This window comes from Actinomyces israelii DSM 43320 (genome assembly GCF_000711965.1).
Taxonomy (GTDB): Bacteria; Actinomycetota; Actinomycetes; order Actinomycetales; family Actinomycetaceae; genus Actinomyces; species Actinomyces israelii.
Window position 1 is genome coordinate 88,917 of record NZ_JONS01000001.1, and the last position, 20,774, is coordinate 109,690.

Annotated in this window: 16 protein-coding genes and 1 pseudogene; 7 read left to right on the forward strand and 10 right to left on the reverse strand. The window is 73.1% G+C overall.

Features of this window, described 5'->3' with window-relative positions:
* Window positions 1-107: 107 nt before the first annotated feature.
* Window positions 108-1,259 carry an L-talarate/galactarate dehydratase gene (locus O145_RS00400; protein ID WP_043558133.1) on the reverse strand — a complete coding sequence of 384 codons (1,152 nt, stop codon included), beginning with the start codon at window positions 1,257-1,259 and terminating at the stop codon, window positions 108-110.
* Window positions 1,260-1,398: 139 nt separating this feature from the next.
* On the opposite strand from O145_RS00400, the gene O145_RS00405 reads away from it, so the two are divergent.
* Window positions 1,399-3,039 carry an amidohydrolase gene (locus O145_RS00405; protein WP_084682264.1) on the forward strand — a complete coding sequence of 547 codons (1,641 nt, stop codon included), beginning with the start codon at window positions 1,399-1,401 and terminating at the stop codon, window positions 3,037-3,039.
* A gap of 11 nt (window positions 3,040-3,050) precedes the next feature.
* Here the strand turns inward: O145_RS00405 and O145_RS00410 are convergent, their stop codons facing one another.
* Both O145_RS00410 and O145_RS00415 read right to left on the reverse strand, forming a co-directional pair.
* Window positions 3,051-4,109, reverse strand: a complete 1,059-nt coding sequence (locus tag O145_RS00410; RefSeq protein WP_043558136.1) for a GNAT family N-acetyltransferase — start codon at window positions 4,107-4,109, stop codon at window positions 3,051-3,053.
* Between the two features lie 83 nt (window positions 4,110-4,192).
* Window positions 4,193-6,460 (reverse strand): DNA gyrase/topoisomerase IV subunit B, encoded by a 2,268-nt coding sequence (locus O145_RS00415; protein ID WP_043558140.1) that lies wholly within the window; start codon window positions 6,458-6,460, stop codon window positions 4,193-4,195.
* 192 nt (window positions 6,461-6,652) lie between these two features.
* On the opposite strand from O145_RS00415, the gene O145_RS00420 reads away from it, so the two are divergent.
* Window positions 6,653-6,928, forward strand: a complete 276-nt coding sequence (locus tag O145_RS00420) for a DUF7455 domain-containing protein (protein WP_229118259.1) — start codon at window positions 6,653-6,655, stop codon at window positions 6,926-6,928.
* A 35-nt stretch (window positions 6,929-6,963) separates the two neighbouring features.
* Window positions 6,964-7,398, forward strand: a complete 435-nt coding sequence (locus O145_RS00425; protein ID WP_052374435.1) for a rhodanese-like domain-containing protein — start codon at window positions 6,964-6,966, stop codon at window positions 7,396-7,398.
* Between the two features lie 100 nt (window positions 7,399-7,498).
* Here O145_RS00425 and O145_RS00430 read toward each other — a convergent pair whose 3' ends face one another.
* A complete protein-coding gene (locus tag O145_RS00430) occupies window positions 7,499-9,121 on the reverse strand; it encodes an RNA polymerase sigma factor (protein WP_043558143.1) in 1,623 nt (540 codons plus the stop codon).
* A 175-nt stretch (window positions 9,122-9,296) separates the two neighbouring features.
* On the opposite strand from O145_RS00430, the gene O145_RS00435 reads away from it, so the two are divergent.
* The gene (locus tag O145_RS00435; RefSeq protein WP_043558145.1) at window positions 9,297-10,454 is read left to right on the forward strand and encodes a polyprenyl synthetase family protein; all 1,158 of its coding nucleotides are present in this window, start codon (window positions 9,297-9,299) and stop codon (window positions 10,452-10,454) included.
* Between the two features lie 95 nt (window positions 10,455-10,549).
* On the forward strand, window positions 10,550-12,592 hold the full coding sequence (gene pknB, locus O145_RS00440) for a Stk1 family PASTA domain-containing Ser/Thr kinase (RefSeq protein WP_043558148.1): 2,043 nt from the start codon (window positions 10,550-10,552) through the stop codon (window positions 12,590-12,592).
* On the opposite strand, the gene O145_RS17865 is transcribed toward pknB, so the two are convergent.
* From O145_RS17865 to O145_RS00460, 5 genes and pseudogenes are all read right to left on the reverse strand, one after another.
* Window positions 12,579-13,277 (reverse strand): hypothetical protein, encoded by a 699-nt coding sequence (locus O145_RS17865; RefSeq protein ID WP_156966555.1) that lies wholly within the window; start codon window positions 13,275-13,277, stop codon window positions 12,579-12,581. The two genes, pknB and O145_RS17865, sit on opposite strands and share 14 nt — an antisense overlap.
* Window positions 13,278-13,418: 141 nt before the next feature.
* Window positions 13,419-14,774, reverse strand: coding sequence for a class II 3-deoxy-7-phosphoheptulonate synthase (locus O145_RS00445; RefSeq protein WP_043558151.1), 1,356 nt, complete (start codon window positions 14,772-14,774; stop codon window positions 13,419-13,421).
* Between the two features lie 115 nt (window positions 14,775-14,889).
* Entirely contained in the window at window positions 14,890-16,113 is a 1,224-nt protein-coding gene (locus O145_RS00450) for a pyrophosphate--fructose-6-phosphate 1-phosphotransferase (RefSeq protein ID WP_043558154.1), read from the reverse strand.
* A 243-nt stretch (window positions 16,114-16,356) separates the two neighbouring features.
* Window positions 16,357-16,496, reverse strand: a pseudogene (locus tag O145_RS17870) (IS630 family transposase); the annotation flags it as partial.
* A gap of 59 nt (window positions 16,497-16,555) precedes the next feature.
* On the reverse strand, window positions 16,556-17,443 hold the full coding sequence (locus tag O145_RS00460; protein WP_043558160.1) for a lysophospholipid acyltransferase family protein: 888 nt from the start codon (window positions 17,441-17,443) through the stop codon (window positions 16,556-16,558).
* A 114-nt stretch (window positions 17,444-17,557) separates the two neighbouring features.
* On the opposite strand from O145_RS00460, the gene O145_RS00465 reads away from it, so the two are divergent.
* Window positions 17,558-19,315 (forward strand): DEDD exonuclease domain-containing protein, encoded by a 1,758-nt coding sequence (locus tag O145_RS00465; RefSeq protein WP_267489896.1) that lies wholly within the window; start codon window positions 17,558-17,560, stop codon window positions 19,313-19,315.
* Window positions 19,316-19,455: 140 nt separating this feature from the next.
* Here the strand turns inward: O145_RS00465 and O145_RS00470 are convergent, their stop codons facing one another.
* Window positions 19,456-19,899 (reverse strand): DNA-binding transcriptional response regulator, encoded by a 444-nt coding sequence (locus O145_RS00470; protein WP_043558163.1) that lies wholly within the window; start codon window positions 19,897-19,899, stop codon window positions 19,456-19,458.
* A 180-nt stretch (window positions 19,900-20,079) separates the two neighbouring features.
* On the opposite strand from O145_RS00470, the gene O145_RS00475 reads away from it, so the two are divergent.
* Window positions 20,080-20,703, forward strand: coding sequence for a superoxide dismutase (locus tag O145_RS00475; RefSeq protein WP_043558165.1), 624 nt, complete (start codon window positions 20,080-20,082; stop codon window positions 20,701-20,703).
* Window positions 20,704-20,774 lie beyond the last annotated feature (71 nt).

Genomic DNA, 20,774 nt, shown 5'->3' on the forward strand with positions numbered 1-20,774 from the left:
CTCGCCCGCCCGTCCGTCGCCCGGCCCTGGACGGGAGCTGCTGGCTCTCACCGGTGCATCGTAGCGAATCGGGACGGCCGGCCCCCGTCCGGCCGCGCCGCGGGGGCTCAGGGCCGGCCGGAGAGCCGGCAGGCGTCCACGGTCCAGGCGCGCAGCTGGTCTGAGGGCGTGACCCCCAGCCCGGGGCGCCCGGAGACCAGCATGCGGCCGTCGGCGATCTCCATGTGCTCGTTGAACAGCGGGTCGAGCCAGTCGAAGTGCTCGACCCAGGGCTCGATGGGGTAGGTGGCGGCCAGGTGCGAGTGGATCTCCATGGCGAAGTGGGGCGCCAGCTGCAGGCCGGCGTCCTCGGCGAGGATGGCGAGCCTGCGGAACTGCGAGATCCCGCCGATGCGCGGGGCGTCGGGCTGGATGACGTCGCAGGAGCGGCACTCGATGAGCCGCTTGTGCTCGGCGACGGAGGCGAGCATCTCGCCGGTGGCGATGGGCGTGGCGATCTCGCGCGCGAGCTCGGCGTGGCCGGCGTTGTCGTAGGCGTCCAGGGGCTCCTCGATCCACACGAGGTTGAACTCCTCCATGGCCCTGCACATGCGCATGGCGGTGGGGCGGTCCCACTGCTGGTTGGCGTCGACCATGAGCGGGAAGTCCTCGCCGAGGTGCTCGCGCATGGCGGTCAGGCGCTCGAAGTCGACCCTGTGGTCGGGGTGGCCCACCTTGATCTTGATGCCCCCGATGCCGGCCTCGACCGACCTGGTGGCGTTGTCCAGGACCTCGGGCAGCGGGGAGCTGAGGAAGCCGCCGGAGGTGTTGTAGCAGCGGATGGAGTCGCGGTGGGCGCCGATCAGCTTGGACAGCGGCAGCCCGGCGCGCTTGGACTTCAGGTCCCACAGGGCGACGTCGATGGCGGCGATCGCCTGGACGGCGACGCCGGAGCGGCCCACGGAGGCGCCGGCCCACAGCAGCTTGACGCGCAGGCGGTCGATGTCGCTGGGGTCCTCGCCGAGGAGGTTGTCCGCGACCTCTCTGGCGTGCGCGAACTGGGCGGGGCCGCCGGCGCGCTTGGAGTAGCTGAAGCCGACGCCGGAGAGGCCGTCGGCGGTCTCCAGCTCGCAGAAGAGGAAATTGACCTCGGTCATGGGCTTCTGGCGGCCGGTGAAGACCTTGGCGTCGGAGATCTCGTGCGCGAGCGGGAGCACGACGTGGGACAGCGCGATGCTCGTGATCCGGTCCGAGCTCCGGCCTGGGCTCTGGTCTGACATGGAATGGCTCCTTCGACGTTCCGCGGCAGTCAGTCCACAGCATATCATACAAGTAACCATACTTATATGATAAGTAGGCGCTCCGGTTCCTTCCGCCTCCGGGCGGGACACGTCCATCCGTCGAGGCCCATAATCGCCCATGGCCTCGCTCCTCCTGCGTCACGTCCGCCCCGTCCGCTTCCGCAGCCGCCGCCGGCTCGGCCGCCTGCGCGCGAGCGCGCGGGGACTGCCCGCGCCCGGGCGCGGCCGGGCGCGGCCTGCGCCCGAGCCCGTCGACATCCGGGTGGACGACGGCGTGGTCACGGAGATCGGCCCCGGCCTGGAGCCGAGGGGCGAGCACGTCCTGGACGCCAAGGGCGCCTTCGTCATCCCCGGCCTGTGGGACGCCCACGCCCACCTGGACCTGGAGGCGGCGCGGCGCTCGCGGATTGACACGGCGGGGACCCGGTGCGCCGAGGACGCCCTGGCCCTGGTCGCCGAGGCCGTCGCCGCCCTGCCCGCGGGCGGCTCCGGCCCCGCGGCCCCCACGGTGCAGGGCTTCGGGCACCGGCTGTCGAACTGGCCGCGCGTCCCCACCGTGGCCGAGCTCGACGCCGTCACCGGCGCGGTCCCCACCGTCCTGATCTCGGGCGACGTCCACTCCGGGTGGCTCAACTCGGCGGCGCTGGCCGCCCTGGGGCTGAGCGCCGCGAGCGCGGGCGAACCGGGCGCGCCCATGCGGGAGGACCCCTGGTTCGCCGTCCTGGACCGGCTCGACGAGATCCCGGGGACCCGCGAGCGACGGGAGGCGGGCTACGGCGAGGTCCTCGCCGACATGCTCGCCCGCGGCGTGACCGGGGTGGTGGACATGGCCTGGGGCGATGATCCCGAGGACTGGCCCCGGCGCCTGGCGGCCATGGGGGCGCGGGGCGCCCTGCCCGGGGTCCTCCCCCGCATCCGGGCGGCCGTCTACCGCGACAAGCTGGAGCGGTGGATCGCCGCGGGCCTGCGCACCGGGGAGGCGCTGCCGGGCTCGCCGGTCGGCGGCGACGGCGCCGCCGTGCTCACGCAGGGGCCGCTCAAGGTGATCGCCGACGGCTCCATGGGCACGGCCAGCGCCCACATGCGCGAGCCCTACCCTCCCGGGCTCGGCGCGGAGCACCCTTTCGGCGTGGCCAATATCGGGCGGGCGGAGCTCACCGCCCTCATGGTGCGCGCCCGCGGCGCCGGCTACGAGGCGGCGATCCACGCCATCGGGGACGCCGCGGTGGAGGACGTCGCGGCGGCCTTCGCCGCCTCCGGGGCCGCCGGGCGCCTCGAGCACGCCCAGCTGCTCCCCCGCGACTCGCTGACCCGGGCCGACAGCGCGCTGGCGACCCTGGTGTCCTGCGGCGTGGAGCTGTCGGTCCAGCCGGCCCATCTCCTGGACGACTGGGAGGCTGTGGGGAGGGTGTGGCCGGGCCTGGAGGGGCGCGCCTACGCCTTCGCGGACATGGTGACCGCCGGCGCCCTGCTGCACCTGGGCTCGGACGCGCCGGTCGCGCCGCTGGACCCGTGGCTGGCCATGTCGGCGGCGGTCGGCAGGCGCACGCCCGACGGCGGAGCGTGGTCGCCCTCCCAGCGGCTGAGCGCCGAGGAGGCCCTGGCGGCCTCCCTCGACGGCGCCGGGCCGGTGGCGGTCGGCTCGCGCGCCGACCTGGCGTTGCTGCCGGCCGACCCGCTGACGCTGGGCGCTAAGGAGCTGGGGCGTCTGCGGCCCGTGGCGACCGTCGTGGCGGGCGCGGTCGCGCACACCGGCTGAGGGCGCGGCCCTCACACATCCAGGGCGTAGAGGATGGTGCCCCGGGTGGGCGTGTACCCCAGGTTGCGGTACAGGTCGACGACGCCGGTGGGGTTGTCGGAGTCGACGCCGGCCGCGGCGTAGTCCATGCCGTCGCGCCGGTAGGCTCGCATGGCGGCGGTCAGGAGCGCCGGGGCCACCCGCCGGGTCCGGTACTCGGCGAGCACCCCCAGCATGTCCGTGTACCCCTCGCGCCACCCCAGCGCCGCCCAGTCCTGCTCGTAGCGGCCCGAGCGCAGGAAGCCGGCGACGCGCGCCCGGTCCCCCGAGCGGTCCATGGCGACGAAGCTCCACCCGGGGGCGAAGTAGGCGCGGCCGGCCCTCCACTCCTCCCGCGTCATCTCGCTCGCCTCGTACTCGCCGTCGGCGACCCGGTTGTGCGCGATGCGGACGAGCTCGTCGAGCTCCTCGCTCCACGGCTCAATGGCGATGAAGCCGTCGGTGTCCACATCCGGGATGTCGTCGCTCAGGCTGCGGCGCACCTCGCGGAACCACCGGCTGGGCTCGAAGCCCAGGTCGCCCAGGTGCTCCTTCATGCGCTCGTCGTCCTCCAGGACGGTGGTCACGACATGGGCCGGTGTCGTGGCGGCCTTCGATCCCGGTGCCGCCCCGGCGCGCTCGGTGCCGATGAGGTGGCGGGCGCGCTCGGTCTGCCAGTGCAGGAGCGCCCCACCGATGCCGCGCCTGCGGAAGTCGGGGTCGACGACGCCGATCAGCGAGGCGTAGATCTCCCCGGCGGGCCGCAGGCGCACCAGGGCGAAGGCGCGCATGACGCCCAGGGCGTCCCTCCCGGCCACGCCGGAGTAGGTCGGGTCGACGAAGTACTCCGCCGTCTCCTCGGCGGTGGTCCGGTAGGGCGGGTCGTCCACGGACTCTGCGCGGGCGATGAGCGCCGCCAGCGCCCCGTTGTCCAGGGGGCTCAGCGGGGCCCAGAACAGGTCCCGGGGAAGCGCCGAGCGCGGGCCGGGGCGCAGCATGGACCAGGGGCCGGTGACTCCTGCGCGACGCGAGGATCCGTAGACGGGGGCCATAGGCGCCTCCTTGCGCGGTTACCGGGAGGGCGCCCCGGCGGTGACGAGCGGACTATGCGGCACCATACCCGATGCGTCTGACATCAGGCGTCGATGCGCTCCCGGTCGACGTCGGCGGCGCCCTCGATGATGAAGCCGCGGCGCGGCTCGACGGCCGCGCCCATGAGGAGCTCGAAGACGTTCTCAGCCTCCAGCAGCTCGGCCTCGTCGCCCAGGGTGATGCGCCGCAGGGTGCGGTGCTCGGGCTCCATGGTGGTCTCGGCGAGCTGGTGGGCATCCATCTCCCCCAGGCCCTTGTAGCGCTGGGGCTCCTTGAAGCCGCGCCCGGCCCTCTCCAGCCTGCGCAGGGTGCGCACCAGCTCGTCGTCGGAGTAGGTGTAGATGACCTCCTTCCTGCGCCGCCCAGAGCCGGAGACCTCGATGCGGTGCAGCGGGGGGACGGCGGCGAAGACGCGACCGGCCTCGATCATGGGCCGCATGTAGCGGAAGAAGAGGGTCAGCAGGAGGGTGCGGATGTGGGCGCCGTCGACGTCGGCATCGGTCATGAGGATGACCTTGCCGTAGCGGGCCGCCTGGAGGTCGAAGGTGCGCCCGCTGCCGGCCCCCACCACCTGGATGATGGCGGAGCACTCGGCGTTGCGCAGCATGTCGGCCTGGGAGGCCTTCTGGACGTTGAGGATCTTGCCGCGGATGGGCAGCAGCGCCTGGAACTCGGAGTTGCGGGCGTTCTTGGCGGTGCCCAGGGCCGAGTCGCCCTCGACGATGAACAGCTCGGAGGCGCGCACGTCGTCGCTGCGGCAGTCGGCGAGCTTGGCCGGCAGGGTCGAGGACTCCAGGGCGGTCTTGCGTCGGGTGATCTCCTTGTGCATGCGCGCGCTGACGCGGGCGCGCATCTCGCCGACGATCTTCTCCTGCAGGGCCCGCGACTGGGTCTTGAGGTCGCGCTTGGAGGAGGTCAGCAGGGCGGTGAGCTCGGTGTCCACGACCCTGGCGACGATCTGGCGCACGGGGGCGGTGCCCAGGACCTCCTTGGTCTGCCCCTCGAACTGGGGCTCGGGCACGCGCACGCTGACCACCGCGGTCATGCCCGCCAGGATGTCGTCCTTCTCGATGCGCCCGTCGCGGCTGGTAACCTTCAGGGCGCGCGCGTTGGAGTCGATCTGCCTGCGCAGGACCCTGGTGACGGCCTGCTCGAAGCCGGCCAGATGGGTGCCGCCCATGGGGGTGGCGATAATGTTGACGAAGGAGCGCTCGGTGGTGTCGTAGCCGATGCCCCAGCGCAGGGCGACGTCGACGGCGCAGGTGCGCTCCACCTCGACAGGCCGCAGGTGCCCGCTGGCGCGATCGAGCTGCTGGATGGTCTCGGTGTAAGCGCCCTGGCCGGTCAGGCGGAAGGTGTCGGTCACCGAGCCGTCGGTGGCCAGGAAGTCGACGAAGTCCGCGGTGCCGCCCCTGGCCCGGAACACCTCGGCGCCCCCGGCCGTCTCCCCGCCCGGGGCCGCGGCCTCCAGCAGGTCCCCCGCGGTCCCTGCGGTCTCGGTGGCGCTCCTGGCCGCCGCCCGCATCGCCAGATCATCGGTGGTCCTCGAGCCCGAGGAGGCCGCGCGCTCGGATCGCGCGGCCTCCTCGGCGCTGCGCTCGTCGGTCAGGGACAGGGCCAGCCCGGGCACGAGGAAGCTCGTCTGCCGCAGGCGGGCGCGCAGGGCCGCGGCGTCGTAGTCGGCCGGGGAGGGGAAGATCTGGGGGTCGGCCCAGTAGCGCACGCGCGTGCCGGTCACGCCCCGCCCGACCCTGCCGATCACCCGCAGCTCGGAGGCCTCGGTGTACTCCTCGAAGGGCGAGGCCGGGCCCGGGCCGCCGGGCGGGTCGGTGAAGACGCCGGGCACGCCGCGGCGGAAGCTCATGGCGTAGGTCCGCCCCGCCCGGTCGACCTCGACGTCCATGCGGGCGCTCAGGGCGTTGACGACGCTCGCGCCCACCCCGTGCAGGCCGCCGGCCGCGCCATAGGATCCCCCGCCGAACTTCCCCCCGGCGTGGAGCTTGGTGTAGACGAGCTCGACGCCGGTCAGCCCGGAGGACGGCTCGACGTCGACGGGCACGCCGCGGCCGGTGTCGCGCACCTCGATGGAGCCGTCGGCGTGGACGAGGACGTCGATGCGGTCCCCGTATCCCTCGAGGGCCTCGTCCACGCCGTTGTCCACGATCTCCCACACGCAGTGCATGAGGCCCCGCTGGTCGGTGGAGCCGATGTACATGCCGGGGCGCTTGCGCACCGCTTCCAGCCCCTCCAGCACGGAGAGGTGGCGGGCGGAGTAGTCGCCGCGGCTGGTCTTGTTCTCAGAAGCGGGCACGACCGGACTTTACCGGATCGGGATCGAACAGGTGTTCCTGCGCGCCGCGGCCGAGCCTGTGGTCTTCGTCGTCGGGCGACGGCGGCCCGCGACCGGTGCACGACGGCCCCCGGTGCGCCCTGGGCGAAAGCGCGTGCGCCTGGGGCGGAAACGGGCGCCCGAGAAGGATGAGGTGCTCCGGGGCGTGGTGGAATGCGGGTCATGAGCACCATCAGCACATCCGCCGCCCCCCAGACGGCGACATCCCTGGGCGAGCAGCGCGCCCCCGGCGCCGGCGCCTCCACCGAGCGGCCCCTGACCGCCGCCGACCGCTGCGACGTGTGCGCGGCGCAGGCCTACGTCCGCGTGGTGCTGCTGACCGGAGAGCTCTTCTTCTGCGCCCACCACGCGCGCGAGCACGGCAGCAGGCTCAGGGAGGTCGCCCTGCTCTTCCAGGACGAGACCGCGACCCTGACAGCGGGCGACTGACGCGCAGGCGCTGCGATGTCACAGGCGGAGCCGTCGTGAGCCGCCCCTCCCGTCCTCCGAGGCCCATCCGGGCCCTGCCGGTCCTCGCGGCCTGCGCCCTGGCGCTGGCCGCCTGCTCGGGCCCCTCGCCGCAGGCCGGCGCCACGGCCGGCCCGGCGCGTGCCTCCCAGGCCGGCGACGGGAGCACTGAGAGCGCAGCGGCCCCGGTCACCATTGACGTGCGCACCCCCCGGGAGTACCAGCAGGGGCACCTCAGGGGCGCCGTCAACATGGACGCCTCCTCCGGGAGCTTCGCCGAGCAGATCGGCGGCCTCGACCCGAACGCCCCCTACCGGGTGTACTGCAGGTCGGGGAACCGCTCCGCGAGGGCCGTCGCCACCATGCGCGACGCCGGGTTCACCAACGTCACCGACCTGGGGGGAATCGAGGACGCCGCGGCCGGCACCGGCCTGGAGGTCGTCACCGACTGAGCCGGTCTGAGCCGGCCCCGGGCCAGCCCCGGGCCATGTCGTCGCGCCGCCCAGGCGATCCCGTGGCCGCCGTCGGCGCGCACAGCGCCCCGCAGGCCGGTCAGTCCAGGTAGTCGCGCAGCACCTGGGAGCGTGAGGGGTGGCGCAGCTTGGACATGGTCTTGGACTCTATCTGCCGTATGCGCTCACGGGTGACCCCGTAGACCTTCCCGATCTCGTCGAGGGTCTTGGGCTGGCCGTCGGTCAGGCCGAAGCGCATGGAGACCACGCCGGCCTCGCGCTCGGAGAGCGTGTCCAGCACGGCGTGGAGCTGCTCCTGCAGGAGGGTGAAGCTCACCGCGTCGGCCGGGACCACGGCCTCGGAGTCCTCAATGAGGTCGCCGAACTCGCTGTCCCCGTCCTCGCCCAGCGGCGTGTGCAGGCTGATGGGCTCTCGACCGTACTTCTGGACCTCGACGACCTTCTCCGGGGTCATGTCCAGCTCGACCGCCAGCTCCTCAGGAGTGGGCTCGCGGCCCAGGTCCTGAAGCATCTGGCGCTGGACCCGGGCGAGCTTGTTGATGACCTCGACCATGTGGACGGGGATGCGGATGGTGCGGGCCTGGTCCGCCATGGCGCGGGTGATGGCCTGGCGGATCCACCAGGTCGCGTAGGTGGAGAACTTGTACCCCTTGGTGTAGTCGAACTTCTCCACCGCGCGGATCAGCCCCAGGTTGCCCTCCTGGATGAGGTCCAGGAAGAGCATGCCGCGCCCGGTGTAGCGCTTGGCCAGGGAGACCACCAGGCGCAGGTTGGCCTCCAGGAGGTGGTTCTTGGCGCGCTGGCCGTCCTGGGCGATCCAGTGCAGCTCGCGGCGGTACTTTGCCTCCAGGTCGTTGCCCCGCGTGCCCAGCAGGTGCTCGGCGTACAGGCCGGCCTCGATGCGCTTGGCGAGCTCGACCTCCTGGGCGGCGTTGAGCAGCGCCACCTTGCCGATCTGCTTGAGGTAGTCCTTGACCGGGTCCGCCGTGGCACCGGCGGTGACGACCTTCTGGGCCGGCTCATCGGCCTCATCGGAGTCGGAGACCGTGAAGGAGCCGTCCTTGCCCTTCTCGGAGCGGGACTTGCGCCCGGACCGCTTGCCCGCCGCCTTCTCCGCCTGCTCGCGCCGGATGCGGTCGAGCTCGCCGGTCAGGGCCGCGATGGAGGGCTGCATCTTGATGCCCTTGATGATCCAGCCGCGGAAGATGAAGCCGTTGCTCGTCAGGAACTCGCGGGCGACGACGGGACGCTCCTCCTCGGGGATCACGAAGCGGGGCACCGGGCCGTGGCCGTAGGGGGCCAGGGTGATCGGGTTCTCGAGCGTGCCGTTGCCCGTGAGCTCGAGCCCCTCGACGACGGTGCGGCTGCGCACGTACAGGGTTGCGCCGGGGGCGAGCCTGACCCCCTTGAGGGCGGCGGTGGTGTTGAAGGGCTTGCGCTTGGTCCCGTCGCCGTTCTCCTCCAGGCTCACATCGAGGTAGTAGTCGCGCAGCTCGGGAGCGGGCTCGTCCTCCTGCTCCCCGGAGTCGTCCGAGCCCTCATCGAGGGGGGCGTCCTCCTCCGCATCGCCCGAGTCGCCTGAGTCGTCGTCCTCTGCGCCATCATCGAGATCGTTGAGATCGAGAGCCTCGCTATCCTCAGGGGTCTCGTCGATGTCATCAGCGCGCTGGATGCGCTTCCGCGTAGCTGTGGAAGTAGCCACGGAGTTCCTTTCGCGTGGGCGGACTGATCGGGGTGGGGCAGGGCCTGCTGGCGGCATGCTCACGGCCGACGCAGCAGACAACCCTCCGACTATAGCGTTTATTCCCGCTGCCTCAGCACGGCGGCCGGGGGCGGCACGCAGGTAGGCCGGGTTCCGCCCCATTACGCTGATTCGCATGACTGCTCTTCCCCCCGCGCTCCGAGCTGTGCGCGCCGCCGTCGACGCCAGACTCGCTCAGGTACTGGACGCCCACCGGACCCGGTGGGCCGGCCCGGCACCCGCCTGCGGGGAGCTGCTCGACGCCGCCGAGGCACTGACGTCCTCGGGAAAGCGGATGCGCGCGGTGCTCGGCGCCGTCGGGCTCGCGCTGGGCGCACCGGGCGCGGCGCCCGAGGAGCGCAGCCGGCTCATGACCGGCGCCACCGCCGCCCGCCTCGGAACGGCGCTCGAGCTGTACCAGGCCAGCGCCCTGGTCCACGACGACGTCATCGACGCCGCCCTGACCCGCCGAGGCCGTCCCACGGCCCACCGCCGGTACGCCGCCCAGCACGCCGCCTCGCACTGGCTCGGCGACGCCGCGACCTACGGGAGCAGCGCTGCGATACTGCTGGGCGACCTGCTCATGTCGCTAGCCGGCGCCGAGATGGGCGCCGCCGTCGCCCCGCCCGTCGACGGCGCGCACGCCGCGTCTGCCCGGGCCGCCTTCGACGCTATGACCGCGGAGGTCGCCGTCGGGCAGTTCCTCGACGTGCGCGGCGGGGTGACCGCCCTGCCCGCCCCCGACGCCGATCCCACCGCCGCGGGCCGGGCGATGCTCGACTCGGCACTGGCCGTAGTGCGGTGCAAGTCCGCGCGCTACTCGGTCATGCACCCCCTGCTCATCGGCGCTCTCCTCGGGGGTGTGGCGATGGACGCGCCCCTGTACGCGGCGCTGCGGGTCTTCGGCGAGCAGGTCGGCATCGCCTTCCAGCTGCGCGACGACGTCCTCGGCGTCTACGGGGACCCCGACCTGACCGGCAAGCCGGCCGGCGACGACCTGCGCGAGGGCAAGCGGACCGTCCTGCTGGCCATGGCGTGGCGGCGGACCGACCGGGCCGGCCGGACCCTGCTGTCCCGGGTCCTGGCGAACCGGGGCGCGGATGCCGGCCTGATCGCCGTCGCGTCCGCCCTCATCCGCGACTGCGGCGCCCTGGCCGAGCACGAGGAGGAGATCGCCGCTCACGCCCGGGCCGGGATCCGCGCCCTGGGCGGCGCCCCTCCGGGGTCGCTCGACGAGGCCGGCCGCAGCGACCTTCTGGCCCTGGCCCAGGCGCTGACGGCGCGCAGCGCCTGAGGCGCCCCCCGGCGGGAGGAGCCGATCCGCACCGCCCTGCGCAATGCCGGCCGATGCTGGTCCCCCGCGCCCCTTCCGCGCCTTAGAATCTGGCCGTGGTCAAGGATCCCCTCACCGGTCGCCTGGTCGACTCTCGCTACGAGATCGTCGACCTCGTGGCGCGCGGCGGCATGGCAACCGTCTACCGGGCGTTCGATCGCCGGCTCGACCGCGTCGTCGGCCTCAAGCTCATGCACGCCCACCTGGCCGACTCCCCCGACTTCGTCGCCCGCTTCCGGCGCGAGGCGCGCGCGGCGGCGCGCCTGTCGAACCCGGGGGTGGTGGCCGTCTACGACCAGGGCAGCCTCGACGGCATCGCCTACCTGGTCATGGAGTACGTCGAGGGGCCGAACCTGCGCGACCTCATGGCCGCCGGCCCCCTGTCGGTGCGCGAGGCCCTGGGGCTGACCGCCCAGATCCTGCGTCCGCTGGGCGCTGCGCACCGCGCGGGCCTGGTCCACCGGGACATCAAGCCCGAGAACGTCCTGCTGCCCGCGGACGGCTCGGTCGCCAAGGTCGCCGACTTCGGGCTGGCCCGCGCCGTCACCGAGGCGACGCAGACCACGACCGGCAACGTCCTGGGGACCGTGGCCTACCTCGCGCCCGAGCTCATCACCTCGGGCACGTCCAGTCCCCGCGCCGACCTGTTCTCCGTGGGCATCATCGTCTACGAGCTGCTCACCGGCGAGCAGCCCTTCGCAGCCGACGCCCCCATCCAGATCGCCTTCCGCAACGTGCACGAGGACATCCCTTCTCCCTCGGCCCTGGTCCCGGACCTGCCCGCCGAGGTCGACGAGCTCGTGTCCGCCCTGACGCAGCGCGATCCGGAGCTGCGTCCCCGCAACGCCGACGAGGCGCTGGCCCTGCTGCGCAGGACCGCCGCCTCCCTGCCCGAGGCCGATCTGCTGGTCAAGCGCGGCGGCGGGACCGGCTCGGTGCGCACGCAGGAGGTCCTCGCCGCCAACGCCGAGGCCGCCCGGGCGGCCATGGGCGCCCAGTCCCCCGAGGAGCCCGTCGCGGAGAGCTCCAGGTCCGCGCCGGGGGCAGGCCTGCGCACGGTCTCGCTGCCGATCGGCTCGATCGGGCCGGACGCCCAGGACGCCGGCGACGGCCGCACCCAGCACCTGGCGCGCGAGGAGCTGCTGCGCGCCGACGACCAGGCCACGACCGCGGTACCGCGCAAGGGCCTGCGGCCCGTCCGGCGCCGCACCGTCGTCATCGGGGCCGCGGCCGCGCTCCTGGTGGGCGGCGCCGCCGGCGGCTGGTACGCCTGGTACGTCCTCAAGGGGCCCGGGCGCTCCGTCCCCGTCCCCGAGATCATCGGCCAGAGCGCCGAGGATGCCCAGAAGGCGGTCGAGGACGCGGGACTGACCTGGGGGACGCCCAGCCGCGACTTCTCCGACACAATCCCCGAGGGCTCCGTCATCTCCTGCAGGCCGGGGCCGGGCGACGGCGCGCGCCTCAAGCAGGCGGTCACCGCCGTCGTCTCGCGCGGCGTGGAGCAGAAGAAGGTCCCCGACGTCGCGGGCAAGACCCAGGACGAGGCCACCAAGGCCATCACGGACGCCGGCCTGACCGTGGGCCCGATCACCCAGGAGTACTCCGGCACCGTGGAGTCCGGCAGGGTCGTCTCCACCGATCCGAAGGCGGGGACGAGCATCAACCACTCCTCGGCGGTGGCGATCGCCGTCTCCAGGGGGCGTCAGAGCGCGACCGTGCCCGACGTGACCGGCATGACCGTGGACCAGGCCAAGACGACCCTGGAGGCCGCCGGCCTCAAGCTCGGCACCCAGACGCAGGCGTTCTCCGACACCGTGGCCTCCGGCCAGATCATCTCCACCAGCCCGGCGGCGGGCGCCAGCGGCGTCTATAACGGGGACACGGTCGCCGTGACGGTCTCCAAGGGGCCGGAGAACGTCACGGTCCCCGACGTGAACGGGAAGAGCGAGGAGGAGGCCAAGAAGGCCCTGGAGGACCTGGGGCTCAAGGTGGAGGTCAACAAGCGCCTGGGCGCCCCCTTCGGCACCGTCCGCTCCACCGAGCCGGCCGCCGGCACCAGCGTCAAGACGGGCTCCACCGTCAAGATCAATATCTTCTGACGGCTGCCCGCCGAGGCGGAGGCCGGCCCGGTGCCTGCGCAGGGCGCGCAGCCGATCCCGCCACGGCTCGGTCCATCCGCTGGCGGCGCCCTGGTGGCCGACGATCGCCAGTGCCAGGGCCCCGGCGGCGGCGTCCCCGCGCTCCAGCAAGGAGGCGACCGGCCCGGCCCCGGGACCGCCCGACGGCAGGATGCGGGCGCGCTCGGCCGGCGAGGCGGCCGCGTCCGCCAGCAGGCTCGCCAGGCGCAGGTGGGGCCCCAGTCGGGGGCGATGGCGCGGTGGGCAGGGCGTCGAGGAGCTCGGCGGCCCTCGCCTCGTCGGCGCTCTTCAGCAAGCGGGCCCGGTCCCGGTCGGCCAGGGGCAGGCCGAGCAGGACGCCGACGACGTCGGTGCGCCGCTCCCGGTGGAGCCTGGCCTCAAAGAGGCGGCGCTCGTCCAACGGCATGGCCAGGTAGGCGGCAGACAGCCTCTCGCGCGACCGCGCCTGAAGAGGCAGGGCGGCCCGGGCCCGGATCCTCACCCCGGCGCTCGGCTGGCGGGCCAGGGCCGCCAGCCGCCCGTGGTCGCCGACGGCCCGGGCGGCCCCGACGACGAGGCCGGCGTGGTGGGCGGACAGGGCGGCCGGCTCGTCCAGCAGGGACGGCAGCCCGGGGGCGGCGGCATGCTCGCGGGCCGCGCGCACCACCAGGCGGATGCGCCCGGCGTGAGGCAGGTCCGGCAGCCGGGCGGCGATCTCTGGTGCGTCGGCAGGATCATGCGCCAGTGCTACCGATCGCCGACGGCGCGGGCGGGCCTGCCGGGGCCGGCCCTCCGGGGCGGACCGGGCTCAGCCGCGCAGCATCTCGGCGACCTCGAAGGCCATCTCCAGGGACTGCTGGTGGTTCAGGCGCGGGTCGACCAGCGTCTCGTAGCGCCGGGCCAGGGCGGCCTCGTCGATGTGCTCCCCCCCGCCGAGGACCTCGGTGACGTCGTCGCCGGTGAGCTCGACGTGGATGCCGCCGGGCACCGTGCCGAACGCGCGGTGGACCTCGAAGAAGCCGCGGAGCTCGTCCATGACGGTGTCGAAGCGGCGGGTCTTGTAGCCGTTGTCGGAGGTGATGGTGTTGCCGTGCATGGGGTCGGTGACCCAGGTGACCGGGCGGCCGTCCTCGGCGACGGCCTCGATGAGGGCGGGCAGGGCCTCGTGGACCCGGTCGGCGCCCATACGGGTGATGACCGTCAGGCGCCCGGCGTCGCCGTGGGGGTTGAGGTGGTCGATGAGCGCCAGGAGCTCTGCGGGCGTCGTCGTCGGGCCCACCTTGACGCCCACCGGGTTGTGGACGCCCTCCAGGAGGGCGACGTGGGCGTCCTCCGCCCCGCGGGTGCGCTCCCCCACCCACAGGAAGTGGGCGGAGGTGTCGTACAGGCGGCCCGAGCGCGAGTCCTCGCGGATCATGGCGTCCTCGTACTCCAGGAGCAGGGCCTCGTGGGCGGCGTAGAAGTCGACCTGCCGCAGGGCCTCGAAGTCGACCCCGGCGGCCTCCATGAAGCGCATGGCGCGGTCGATCTCCCCGGCGAAGGACTCGAAGCGCGCGTAGGCCGGGTTGGCGGTGAAGCCGCGGTTCCAGGAGTGGACCTCGCGCAGGTCCGCGTACCCGCCCATGGTGAAGGAGCGGATGAGGTTGAGGGTGGTGCCGGCGCGCAGGTAGGCGTCGAGCATGCGCCCGGGGTCGGGGGCGCGGGCGGCCCGGGTGAAGGCGTGGTCGTTGACGGAGTCGCCGCGGTAGGAGGGCAGGGTGACGCCGTCGCGGGTCTCGACGTCCGCGCTGCGCGGCTTGGCGTACTGGCCGGCCATCCGCCCCATCTTGACCACGGGGGTCGAGGCGCCGTAGGTCAGCACGGCCGCCATCTGCAGGATGGTCTGGAGCTTGAGGCGGATGTTGTCGGCCGTGTTGTCCGCGAAGGACTCGGCGCAGTCGCCGCCCATGAGCACGAAGGCGCGCCCTCCGGCGGCCGCGGCCAGCTTGGTGCGCAGGGAGTCGACCTCGCCGGCGAAGACGAGCGGGGGCCGGGTGCGCAGGTCCGCGGTCACCGCCCGCAGAGCGGCCGCGTCCGGGTAGGCCGGCTGCTGGGCTGCGCGGCGCGAGCGCCAGCCGACGGCGTCGCGGGGGGCGGTCGGGTCGGTCATCACATGGGTCAGCATAGAGTCGCGCGCCGGGCCCCGGTGCCACGCCTCAAGGTGTGGAAGGCGTGGCGCCGGGGCCCGGCGCGCAGACGGCGAACGCCGGGCCCGGGGCTCCCTGAGGCGCTCAGTGCGCTCAGTGCTCGGGCGCGGCGGGCTCGACGCTCTGGCCGAGCTCGCCCATGAGGGCGGTGAACCAGGGCTGGGTGATGTCGAAGGGCTTGCCGCCGGCGATGCGCGGGAAGGCGATCGCGGCGAGCGCGTCGTCGTTCTCCTCGTCCTGGCCGATGACGCCGGACTCCCCGCGCAGGGCGCACTCGACGCCGTAGTCGCACATCCTCTTGATCAGGGCCAGGTCCTCGGCGTTGGCAGCCGAGGCGCGCGAGTAGTAGCCGGACTTCTGGACCATGACCTTCTCGGCGCCGATCAGCTCGGCGAACTGCTTGGCGAACCACTGGCCGGGGTTGATGGTGTCGAGCTTGACGTGGCCGAAGGGGTCGCGCTGGACCTCCTGGCCGGCCGCCTCCAGCTCGGCGATGATCTCGGGGACGCCGGCGCCCTCGGACAGGAAGATGTTGACGTTGCCCTGGGAGTCCATCAGGGCCTTGAGGCGCTCGGCCTCGGCGGCCAGGTCCAGCTTCATCTCGGGCAGGAAGACGGCGTGGACGTCCCAGCGCTCGCGGGTCAGGCCGAGCGAAGGGGCCCACTGCCTGGTGGCCAGCAGCTCGTGATAGCGGCGGGCCGTCTCGGCGGTGAGGTAGCCGCAGTTGCGGCCCATGCACTCGTGGACGATGAGCATGCGCGGGTTGGAGCGGTGCTCGCCGATGACGTTGAAGGCGAACCCGGCGCCCTGCTCGGCCGCGGTCCAGGCGCCCAGCGACTGGCGGATGGGGATGATGTCGTTGTCGATGGTCTTGGGCAGGCCGACGACGGTGAGCTCGTAGTCGTTCTCGTGCAGGTAGGCGGCCAGGTCGGCGGCGGTGGTGTTGGTGTCGTCCCCGCCGATGGTGTGCAGGACGTCCACGCCGTCCTTGCGCAGCTGCTCGGCGGCGAACTCCAGGGGGTTGACGCCCTCGGCGACCAGGCCGCGCTCGACCAGGTTCTTGGCGTTGGTGAGCTTGACGCGCGAGTTGCCGATCGGGGAGCCGCCGAAGTCGCGCAGGATGCCTGCGTTCTTGCGGGCTTCGTCGTCGATGACGACGTAGTTCCCGGTCAGCAGGCCGTGGTAGCCGTACTGGTAGGCGATGATCTCGACGTCGGGGGCGACCTCGGTGTAGCGCTCGATGAGGTCGCCGACGGCGGCGGACAGGCAGGGGGCGAAGCCGCCCGCGGTGAGCAGGGCGACACGACGGATCGACATCGTGGACCTTTCGTTGAATGCGAGAAGTGACAGGCATCATCCTAGATGATTGACTCCGGGCGGGGCGCGGGTCGGGCCGTCAATGCCGGAGCCGGCCCGCAGGGCCCGCCGGGCGCCGCGACCCACCCGCACCCGCCTTGAGGCCAGGACGAGGCCGATGACCGCCAGGCGGCCGACCGGGAAGATCACGTCGAGCACGAGGACGGCATCGAGGCTCCTCTCCCACTCGTGATAGACCCACTGGCTGGCGGTGGTGTGGCGCGCGTAGTCGTGGGAGCGCCGCTCGGGGCGCCGGGCGTCACGGGGAAGGCCGGCCGGCAGCGCGACAGGGCCTGGATCCGGGACCTCTCGTCCACGCACAGGACTACTGCGGTCTCGGGAGGACCCGAGGTGCAGGGGCGATAATGTCGCAGAGCACTAGCCGATCGCCGAGCCCGGACGCTCAGCCCCGCTGATCCGTCCCCACGCCGTCGTCACCGGCCGACGCATCCTCCGCGGCGTCCTCGCCGTCGCCGTCCTCGTCGGGCGGCTCGGGGACGCTCACGTCGGGAGCGGGCCGGCCGCCGGGGGCCGCGACCGGAGCGGCGGCGGGGCGGCGCAGCGCCTGGGCCTGGAGCATCTCGGTCACGACCTCGTCGGCGGACTTCTTGTCGGCGTCCATGGCCTTCTTGACGTCGGCGGCGTAGAGGTCCACGTACTCCTGGCCGGACAGGCACATGAGGGAGTACATGATCTCGTCGGTGATGGAGCGCAGCACGAAGCGGTCGTTCTCCAGCCCCTTGTACCGGGAGAAGTCGAGCGGCTCGCCGACGACGATGCCCACCCGGTGGCGTGTGGAGGGGATGGCCTGGCCGATGGGCTGGGCCAGGTTCGAGCCGATCATGGCCACCGGGATGACCGGGGCGCCCGTGGCCAGGGCGATGCGCGCCACTCCGGTCTTGCCGCGGTAGAGGCGGCCGTCGGGGCTGCGGGTGCCCTCGGGGTAGATGCCGAAGAGCTCGCCGGAGCTCAGGCGGGCTATTCCCGCCTGCAGGGCGGCCAGTGAGGCCTGTCCGCCGGAGCGGTCCACCGGGATGGTACCCACGGCCGTCATGAAGTTCTTGACGACCCAGCCCTTGACGCCCTTGCCGGTGAAGTAGTCGGACTTGCCGATGAAGGCGACCTCGCGGTCCACCAGCAGCGGCAGGAAGAAGGAGTCGATGACGGCCAGGTGGTTGGAGGCGAGGATCGCGGCACCCTCGGCCGGGATGTTCTCCTCCCCCCGGATCCACGGCTGGTAGAGCATCTCCAGCGCAGGCCCGACAGCGGTCTTGATGCCTCGGTACCCCACGGGACCTCCTGTGCTCGGCGACTGGCTGGGCTCCTCGCCGGATCCGCACCCCGCCCGCGCGGGGAGGCACGGGCACGGCTGGATCGGCGCCGTGATGAAGTCTAGCCTCGCACCGTGGCCGACCATGCACCTGCGAGACGTCTGAGTGAGGAATCCGGCCCTTCCCCGGCCGGCGCCCCGGCGCTCTCCGCCGCCCCCGCCGGACTGCAGGCATCCTTCGAGGACATGGGCACGCCCCTGCGGGAGGTGACCTTCGTCGTGGTCGACCTGGAGACCACCGGCGGCGCACCGGGCGCCCGTGCGATCACCGAGATCGGCGCAGTACGGGTCCAGGGCGGCGTCATTGACGGGGCAGACGGCGCCTTCTCCACCCTGGTCAATCCCGGCACCGCCATTCCCGCGCAGATCACGGTCCTGACGGGCATCACCAACGCGATGGTGGCCGGTGCCCCGCCGGTGGGCGAGGCCATGGCCTCCTTCCTGCGGTGGGCGGGCTTGTCGGCTCCCGGGACGGTCCTGGTGGCGCACAACGCGCGCTTCGACGTCGGCCACCTGCGCGGTGCGGCGCGCGCCCTGGCCCTGGGGTGGGAGGAGCCGCTGGTGCTGGACACCCTCGCCCTGGCGCGCAGGGTCTGGGGGCGCTCGGACGTCCCCAACCACCGGCTGGGGACGCTGGCGTCCTTCGTGGGCTCTCCCACCAGGCCGACGCACCGCGCCCTGGACGACGCGCGCGCCACCGTCGACGTCCTGCACGCCGTCCTGGAGGCCCTGGCCCCGCTGGGCGTCACCCACCTGGAGGACCTGGCCACCGCCGCCGACCCGGTGCCCCCGCGGCGCCGGGCCAAGAGCCGCATGGCCGACGGCCTACCCGCTGCCAGCGGCGTCTACCAGTTCCTCTCTCCCGCCGGTCAGGTCCTCTACGTCGGCTCGGCGGTCAACCTGCGCCGCCGCGTGCGCTCCTACTTCACCGCCGCGGAGAAGCGGACGACGGTCGCGCGCATGCTCGACGCCGCCGCGAGGGTCCGGATCATTGAGACGGCCACCGAGGTCGAGGCCCGGGTGCGCGAGCTGCGGCTGATCGCCGAGCTCGACCCTCCGGCGAACCGCCGCTCCCGGGCGCCGTGCCGTCAGCCCTGGATCCGCCTGGTGGACTCCCCCGAGCCGCACCTGGCGACGACGACGGCGCTGCCGACCGACGAGGTGGGCTCCGCCGTCGGCCCCTTCCCCTCGCGCTCCGCCGCCCGGGAGGCAATACGCGCGGCGGAGTCGGTGCTGCGGCTGCGCGCCTGGGACGGTGGAAGCCTGAGGGCGGTCACCCGCGACGATGCGCCCGCCGACGCCGCCACCGCGGTGCGCGCCCTGTCGGGGCAGGTGGATCTGGTCGCCGCACCGGTGCTGGAGCGCGTGTCGTCCCTCGCGGCCCAGGAGCGCTATGAGGAGGCCGGGGCGTGGACCGCCCGGCTGCGCCACCTTTTGCTGGGGGTGCGCCGTGCGGAGCGGGCGCGCCCGCTGCTGGCCTGCCCGCACCTGATCGCGGCGCGGCGCAGGCGGGGCGGCGGCTGGGAGCTGGTGGCCGTGCGCTGGGGGCGGCTGGCCGGCAGTATGGCCACGCCCGCGGGCGCCGATCCACGCCCGGCCGTCGAGACGCTGCGGGCGACGGCGCAGGTGGTGGAGCGGCCCGAGCGCGTGGGGGCGGACACCAGCGTGGAGGAGACGCTGCTGCTGTCGGACTGGGTACTGGAGGCAGGAGCGCGCCTGGTGGAGGTGCACGGCGCCGACGGCGTCAGTGGTACGGGGCCGAACGTCTGCGCCGCCCTGAGCTGGCCTGTCGGTGCGGCCGCCCGGTACCGCCGGGTCATCGACTCCTCCTGAGGCGACTCTCGTCGAGATCGGTCGTATTCCGTACCGAGATCGGTCGAGTTCCGGCTCGAGATCGGTTCACCTCCGCGTCGAGATCAGTCCGGGACGCCGACCTGAGGCCCGCCTGGCGCAACCGCCCCGGTCGGGCCGGGTCAGCCGGCGGGGACGACCGTGCCGGGGCGCGCCTGAAGGGCCCTGGTCACGCCCTCCTGGAGGGCCATCGGATCGAGCGGACGGGGCACGACGACCTCGGCCTTGGACCAGGCGGCGAGCCAGTCGTCCTGGGGGCGGGCGGTCAGGAGAACCACCGGCGGGCGTCTGTCGAGCTCTGTGAACAGCTCGTGGGCCAGCCCCATGCCGCCGAGCTTCTTCGTCTCGGCGTCGAGCACCAGGGCGTCGAAGGGGGCCCTGCCCTCCTTGGCCCGGTCCTTCAGCGCCATGCGCACACCCTCGGCGGTGGCGGCCTCCGTCCAGCTCACCAGCGGCAGGCCCTTGGCGGGGCGGCGGCCGACCCCCTCCCTCACCTGGCGGCGCACCGCGGCGTCGTCGGAGAAGACGAGGAGCTCGAGGCGGGCGGTCGCGACCTGGTCGGCCATGCTGTCCTCCATGATGGGGCGGGACGGTTCCACGGTCAGTGTAATCACAGAACAGCGCCTGTTGGAGCCGGAGATCAGTCTGTACAATGAATTCTGAACACTGTTGCAGTACTTGTCTATGGAAACGTCTGCGCAGTGGACCGCGACCGACCCACGAACCGACCCACGAAAGGCATTACCATGGCCGTGTACACCCTCCCCGAGCTCCCCTACGACTACGCAGCCCTTGAGCCCCACATCTCCGGGCGGATCATGGAGCTCCACCACGACAAGCACCACGCCGCCTACGTCGCCGGCGCCAACGCCGCCCTGGAGAAGCTTCAGGCCGCCCGCGACGCCGACGACTTCGCCGCAGTGAACCTGTGGGAGAAGAACCTGGCCTTCAACCTGGGCGGCCACATCAACCACTCGATCTTCTGGAAGAACCTCGCCCCGGGCGCCGGCGGCGAGCCCGAGGGCGACCTGGCCGAGGCCATCAAGGACTCCTTCGGCTCCTTCGGCTCCTTCAAGAAGCACTTCGCCGCCACGGCCCTGGGCATCCAGGGCTCCGGCTGGGCGGTGCTCGCCTACGACTCCGTGTCGGGCGGGCTCGTCATCTTCCAGCTCTTCGACCAGCAGGGCAACGTGCCGGTCGGCACTATCCCGCTCTTCCAGGTCGACATGTGGGAGCACGCCTTCTACCTGGACTACCTCAACGTCAAGGCCGACTACGTCAAGGCCGTCTGGAGCATCGCCAACTGGCAGGACGTGGCCGAGCGCCTGGCCGCGGCGGTGGCCCGCGCCGAGGGCCTCATCGTGCGCTGACGCCGCCCGCCCCGTCGCAGCGGATCGCCCCGCAGCCGCACGGCTGCGGGGCGATCGCGCGGAGGCCCACG

Excerpts from the sequence above, each read along its gene's own strand:
- O145_RS00405 (WP_084682264.1), top strand. The coding sequence starts at position 1,399 with ATGGCCTCGCTCCTCCTGCGTCACGTCCGCCCCGTCCGCTTCCGCAGC.
- O145_RS00475 (WP_043558165.1), top strand. The coding sequence starts at position 20,080 with ATGGCCGTGTACACCCTCCCCGAGCTCCCCTACGACTACGCAGCCCTT.
- O145_RS00410 (WP_043558136.1), bottom strand. The coding sequence starts at position 4,109 with ATGGCCCCCGTCTACGGATCCTCGCGTCGCGCAGGAGTCACCGGCCCC.
- O145_RS00445 (WP_043558151.1), bottom strand. The coding sequence starts at position 14,774 with ATGCTGACCCATGTGATGACCGACCCGACCGCCCCCCGCGACGCCGTC.
- O145_RS00435 (WP_043558145.1), top strand. The coding sequence starts at position 9,297 with ATGACTGCTCTTCCCCCCGCGCTCCGAGCTGTGCGCGCCGCCGTCGAC.
- O145_RS00450 (WP_043558154.1), bottom strand. The coding sequence starts at position 16,113 with ATGTCGATCCGTCGTGTCGCCCTGCTCACCGCGGGCGGCTTCGCCCCC.
- O145_RS00420 (WP_229118259.1), top strand. The coding sequence starts at position 6,653 with ATGCGGGTCATGAGCACCATCAGCACATCCGCCGCCCCCCAGACGGCG.
- O145_RS00470 (WP_043558163.1), bottom strand. The coding sequence starts at position 19,899 with ATGGCCGACCAGGTCGCGACCGCCCGCCTCGAGCTCCTCGTCTTCTCC.
- O145_RS00400 (WP_043558133.1), bottom strand. The coding sequence starts at position 1,259 with ATGTCAGACCAGAGCCCAGGCCGGAGCTCGGACCGGATCACGAGCATC.